Consider the following 5,856-nt stretch of genomic DNA (forward strand, 5'->3'; position numbering starts at 1 on the left):
GTGCTGCCCTGGGCCTGGGATACGCGACCGAAAGAGCGGGGCGGCCAGCGCTGGTTCCACGTCTATGGCGACCAGCCGATTCCGGCGGGCGATATATTGCATTGGACGGGCCGCCAGCAGAACTGGAACTACATGTGCGCCGAATGCCATTCGACCGCGCTTCACAAGAACTATGACGCGGCCTCCAACTCCTACCATACGACTTTTTCCGAAATCAGCATCGGCTGCGAAAGCTGCCACGGCGCCGGCGCCGGCCATCTGGCCTGGGCGAAAGACCCGGCGCGGAAGGCGGACAAGCTGAAAGGCTTCTCCGACGCCGTCCCGCAGCGCCCGCTGGCCGACTGGACGTCGGACCCCGCCACCGGCAGCCCGGCCAAGGGCGTCGCTCGGCCGCAAGGAGACGTGGTCGAGCTTTGCGCCCGATGCCATGCCCGGCGCGGAACGATCTCGGAGGACTGGAAGCCGGGCCGCGAACTCGCGCAGACCCATATGTCGTCGCTGCTGCAGCGAGGCCTGTTCGAGGCCGACGGCCAGATGCGCGACGAAGTGTTCAACGATCAGGCCTTCAAGCAAAGCCTGATGTACGCCAAGGGCGTGACCTGCGTTGACTGTCACGACCCGCATTCCGGAAAGCTCAAGGCCGAGGGCGGCGAAATCTGCTCGCAGTGCCACGACAAGCAGAAATTCGCCGATGTGAAGCATGCCGGCCACGTCGCCACGGCGAGCAGCCCGGACTGCGTTTCCTGCCATATGCCGGTGCGCACCTACATGGTCGTCGATCCGCGCCACGATCATTCCTTCCGCATTCCCCGGCCGGACCTGACGCAAAAAATCGGAACGCCCAACGCCTGCAACGATTGCCACAAGGACAAATCGGCGCAATGGGCCGCAGACGCGGTTGAAAAATGGCACGGCCCCGTGCGCAAGGGGCTGCAGATCTATGGCGAGGCGTTCAAACTGGCGCGCGAAGGCGATCCCGACGCGCGCGACCGCCTCATCGCCTTCGCCAATAACCTTGATACGCCCGCCGTTGCCCGCGGCACGGCGGTGCTGGAATTGTCGGCTTTCCCCTCGGCGGCGGTCACCGAGGCCGTTCGCCAGCGCCTGAAAGACCCCGATCCGATGGTCAGGGTCGCCGCCGTGCGCAATATCGCGATGCAGCCTCCTGAAGAAAGGCTGACACGGCTGGACGGGCTGATCGCTGATCCGGTTCTCGCCGTTCGGCTGGAGGTCGGCCGCGCCCTGTCGGGGCTGCAACTCGATCGACTTCCCCCGGCGCAGGCTGCTGCTCTGGAAAAACTCTTCGCTGAGTCCGAAAAAACCATGCGTCTGGAGGAGGACCGGCCCGAAGGCCGCGCCAATCTCGCGACTTTCTTTATGGGCCGCCAATTATATGAACAGGCGGAGGTGGAACTCCTCGCCGGATTGCGGCTCGACCCCAAGGCGTCCGAACTGTCGGTTAATCTCGCCGATCTTTATCGTGGCACGGGCCGCGACGCGCTGGCGGTCGAGACTTTGCAGAAGTCCCTCGCGCTGGCGCCCGACAACGCCGCAGCACATCACGCTCTGGGCCTCGCCCTGGTGCGGCAGAAGAAGTACACGGAGGCGCTGGACCAATTCTCCCAGGCGACAAAGCTCGCGCCGGACGACGCCCGTTTCGCCTATGTCTATGGCGTCGCCCTCAAATCGCTGAAGAAAAGCGAGGAGAGCCGAAAGGTGTTCCTCGAGGCTCTGGCGCTCCATCCCTACGACCCGTCGCTGCTCAACGCGCTGCTGAGCGACGCGCTCGCGGCCGGCGATGTCGACGCCGCCGCGCCCTTGGCCAAACGGCTGGCGGCGGTTCGTCCGGACGATGAGCAGATCGCGCGGCTCGCCGCCAAACTTTCGGGACATTGAGCGCCAAAAACGGCCGGGCCCTAGGCTTCGGGCGCGCGACATGGTAGGGAAAACCGCTTTCCAAAAGGGGTCTCCCATTTGTTTCGTGCGAAACCGGGCCTGACGGCCGTTTGCCTAGCCTCGATAATGGCGCTGACCGCTTGCAGCGGACGGTCGTCGGGTGGACTGATTCCGGTCAAGGAAACGGCGCCGGGCGCCAGTGCGGTCAACGTATTGGTGGCGACCACACGCAAGCCGTCGGACCTGCCGGGGCAGCTCTATTCCGGCGAACGCGACGACGAAGTCAATTTCGCCAACATTACCGTGTCGATCCCGCCCGACGCCAATCGCAAGATCGGCGACGTCCAGGTCTCCTCGTCGGAGGTCGGCGACCCGTCCAGGGATTTCGTCGCGCTTCGGACCGAGCGGATCGACGAAGCCCAGGCGCTGAAGGTCTTGCACCAAAGCTTGCGCCATGCCCGCAAGAAAGAAGTGCTGGTTTTCGTCCACGGATTCAACACGCGCTTCGGCGAGGCTGTGTTCCGCATGGCTCAGATCGCCCATGATTCTAATCTGGTCGCCGTGCCCATCCTGTTCACGTGGCCTTCGCGCGGCGATCTGTTTTCCTATACTTACGATCGGGAAAGCGCCAATTATTCGCGCGACGCGCTGGAGAAGCTGTTGCAAGCTCTGCAACGCGATCCGGACGTGGGAGAGATCGATATTCTCGCCCATTCCATGGGCAATTGGGTGACGCTCGAAGCCCTGAGGCAGATGGCGATCCGCGACAAGCGGCTGGCGCCGAAGATCAAGAACGTCATGCTGGCCGCGCCGGATGTCGATATGTATGTGTTCCGCAGGCAGATTGCCGAAATGGGCCAGCCGCGACCGCCTTTCACGCTGTTCGTGTCGCGTGACGACGAGGCCTTGAGGATATCGCGCAAGGTATGGGGTGGCGTGCCGCGCATCGGCGCCGTGGACCCGAATGCCGAGCCTTTCCGTTCCCAGTTCAGCGAGGAAAACATCACGGTCATCGATTTGACCGATGTGACTACCGACGACAAGCTGAACCATTCGAAATTCGCCGAAAGTCCCGAAGTAGTCAAACTGATCGGCAGCCGCCTTTCCAGTGGCCAGAGTTTCGCCGGCAAGACGGGGATCGGCGAGAAGGTTGTTCAGGTGACCTCGGGCGCCGCCTCGACCGTCGGTTCGGTGGCTGGCATCGCCGCTTCGGCGCCGATCGCCATTATCGATCCCGAGACGAGAGACCATATGGGGTCGCAATTCGATCATCTTGGCGACAACGTCGGCGACACGGTCCGCGGCGCTACGCCTTATTGAGTTTGCGACCCGAGCGCAGACGCTTTGATTCAAAAAATGAGAGCCCCGCTCCGATTCGATCGGAGCGGGGCTCTGGCGAATTTCCTTCCGGCGCATGGCAAGGCGCCATCGCGCGCCAGCGCCGATCAGAATTTGTAGGTGATCGTCGCCTGGGGGCCTAACAAGCTCTGATGAATGCGGAAGCTGCCGCCTAAGTCGTTATACTGCTGATCGTAGGCATAGAGCGCACGGAAGCCCACGGTCGATGCAATGGACGGCGTCCAATTGTATCCGAGGGCGCCGAAGAACTGCCACGTCGCGCTTCCGCCGACGCCGCCGATATCCATCTCACCATCCGCGAACCATTTGTCGTCGAATCGATTGCGCATGACCAACCCGACGATCGGGTCCGCCCAATCCTTGGTCACCTTCGTATTCAGGCCATAACCGAAGGCGGGCACGCCCAGTCCAATCGCTTCGTTCAAATTGAAAAAGCGGCCGCCGAGGATCGCGTAGAGGTTGAAATCAGGCGAGCCGAACGGAAGCCTCACGCCGCCGAAACCCGTCAGGATCGTCTCGCCGAGCGTCAAGCTGGGGTTCACGCCGCCGAAAGGGCCAGCCGGCAGCACATCGACGTGCGCGTTCACCCCGAGGCGGACCCAGTAGAGGTCCAGGCCGGTAATGAAATTGTCGTTATGGGCGACGAAGCTCACCGGGACATTGCCATAGAGATGATCGAGAAGCTTAAAGAAGCCATAATTGCCGGAGACGGACGGACGGTTGGCGAAGCCCGTATTGACGAGCAGGCTCGGCGCCCAGCCATTGATCGTCGCCTCGAAATGCCAGTCGTTCGGCGCCGGCGCCAATATCGGCTCTTCCTTTTGCGACGGAAGGTCGGCGGCTGTCGCCTGGCCGGCGAGCGCGAAGAGGGCGGTGGCGGCGAGCGCGAATTTGCGCATGTAAAATCCCCTAGGATGAAAACGAGCCTCAGCTTCAATCGCAACTTGTCATACCCAAATCCGGGATACAATTTCGCCCTGGAAAATGGATGCGATTATTCGGCCTTGTTGTAGAATTGCGACATTCGAAAGTGCAGAAGCGCGGACGGAAAGGCGACACTTGGGTTGTCACGGGATCGGATCGAGTTAAGGGCAGGTTATGTTGGGCGTCGGGCACCGCGATACTCAGCGAGGCGGCGACCGCATCGCTTTCCGCGCTCATTTGTTTTCCCCGCCTGTTAAACCGCATTCGCCGGATCAAATATGATGTTACTTTCCGCGGGCGGGTTTGATTTCAGCTGAGCCATTGGCCAAACCGCAGGGACGGCTAAGGAGTGTATTCATGAATAAGAACGAGCGCCTATGGGCGCAATGGTGACAGCCTCCTCCGATCCGGTCCGCTCGAACTCTTTGCCAAATCTCGGCTGGTCTGATTTTTTCGAGGACCAGCGGCAGCTTGATGATATCGCCTTTGATCCTTGCCGTATCACCTGCGTCCACCGTGCGCGCCTGACGGCGATATCTCCTTCCGGCCCCATCCGGCTGACCCTTCCCGTTCATGCCAACACCGGCGACTTTGCCGTTGGCGACTGGGTGCTTGTCGATTCTCAAACCTTGGTGCTGCAGCGTCGGTTGAGTCGCAAAACCCTGTTGGAACGGCATACGGAAGGAGCGAAAACCCCGCAGCTTGCCGCCGCCAATGTCGATACTTTGTTCATCGTCACTTCGTGTAACGCTGATTTCAACCCGGCCCGACTGGAGCGCTATCTGGCGCTGGCAAACCAATCGGGCGCCAATCCCGTGATCCTGCTGACCAAGGTCGACGCCACCGATGATGCGAAGTCCTACCAGCAGCAGGCCGCAATCCTGCAACGCGGCTTGGCCGTCGTGACCTTGTCTCCCCATTCCCGGAACGCTGCGACGGCGTTAGCCCCTTGGTGCGGGGTCGGGCAGACGGTGGCGTTGGTCGGCTCCTCTGGCGTCGGCAAATCGACACTGGTCAATATTCTTGTGGGAACGACGCAGGAGTCGCCGCAGCAAACCGGAGCGATTCGGGAAAACGACGCGAAAGGACGCCACACTACGACCTCGCGCTCGATTCACGCCATTGCGGGCGGCGGCTGGGTGATTGATACGCCGGGAATGCGCACGCTCCATATCAGCAATGCGGCCGATGGGGTCAGTACCCTGTTCGCCGAAATTACGGAGCTTGCCCCGCTTTGCAGGTTTCGCGATTGCGCTCATGCCCATGAACCGGGCTGCGCAGTGCAGGCGGCGGTTGCCAACGGCGCATTGGAGCCCGCGCGACTGGCTAGATGGCGCAAACTTGTCGACGAAAACGACCACAACACGCCGACCAAAGCAGCTCCATACGTTGGCGGAGGCGCGGCCGCTCGCAGCAGAAAACGCTGAGCCAGAGAATTCGCGCAAGGACTTCCTACAAAACGCGTCAATGCGCTCCCGCCGGAGCGCCGAATCTGCCGGGCTTACGCAGTAGCGTGATCGCGCCGAGGCTGAGCACAAGGCCGAAGCCAACGAGATAAAAGCCGTCCGCATAGGCCATGATCGTGGCCTCTTGCCTGCCCGGCGAGCATGGCGATCGCCTGTGACTTCGCCAGGATCGGGTCGGAGACATGCGCATGCAGGCCGGCCGCAAGCGCCG

Annotated in this window: 5 protein-coding genes; 3 read left to right on the forward strand and 2 right to left on the reverse strand. The window is 61.9% G+C overall.

From position 1 onward, the window contains the following. On the forward strand, positions 1 to 1,896 hold a 1,896-nt coding region (locus ACLP2E_RS06360; RefSeq protein ID WP_442465444.1), incomplete at its 5' end, for a tetratricopeptide repeat protein. Positions 1,897 to 2,022: 126 nt separating this feature from the next. Next, positions 2,023 to 3,216 (forward strand): alpha/beta hydrolase, encoded by a 1,194-nt coding sequence (locus ACLP2E_RS06365; RefSeq protein ID WP_442465445.1) that lies wholly within the window; start codon positions 2,023 to 2,025, stop codon positions 3,214 to 3,216. Between the two features lie 125 nt (positions 3,217 to 3,341). On the opposite strand, the gene ACLP2E_RS06370 is transcribed toward ACLP2E_RS06365, so the two are convergent. After that, the gene (locus tag ACLP2E_RS06370) at positions 3,342 to 4,061 is read right to left on the reverse strand and encodes a hypothetical protein (protein WP_442462176.1); all 720 of its coding nucleotides are present in this window, start codon (positions 4,059 to 4,061) and stop codon (positions 3,342 to 3,344) included. Between the two features lie 495 nt (positions 4,062 to 4,556). On the opposite strand from ACLP2E_RS06370, the gene rsgA reads away from it, so the two are divergent. Then, complete coding sequence (rsgA, locus tag ACLP2E_RS06375; protein WP_442462177.1) at positions 4,557 to 5,606, forward strand: ribosome small subunit-dependent GTPase A; 1,050 nt, start codon at positions 4,557 to 4,559, stop codon at positions 5,604 to 5,606. 37 nt (positions 5,607 to 5,643) lie between these two features. On the opposite strand, the gene ACLP2E_RS06380 is transcribed toward rsgA, so the two are convergent. Beyond that, positions 5,644 to 5,856, reverse strand: a 213-nt coding sequence (locus ACLP2E_RS06380) for a hypothetical protein (protein WP_442465446.1), incomplete at its 5' end; no start/stop codon positions are given.

Origin of the sequence: Rhodoblastus sp. (genome assembly GCF_052145335.1) — a bacterium.
GTDB lineage: Bacteria > Pseudomonadota > Alphaproteobacteria > Rhizobiales > Beijerinckiaceae > Rhodoblastus.

What these genes read in the sequence shown, in the direction of transcription:
- rsgA (WP_442462177.1), top strand. Translation starts at nt 4,557, where the DNA reads ATGGGCGCAATGGTGACAGCCTCCTCCGATCCGGTCCGCTCGAACTCT.
- ACLP2E_RS06365 (WP_442465445.1), top strand. Translation starts at nt 2,023, where the DNA reads ATGGCGCTGACCGCTTGCAGCGGACGGTCGTCGGGTGGACTGATTCCG.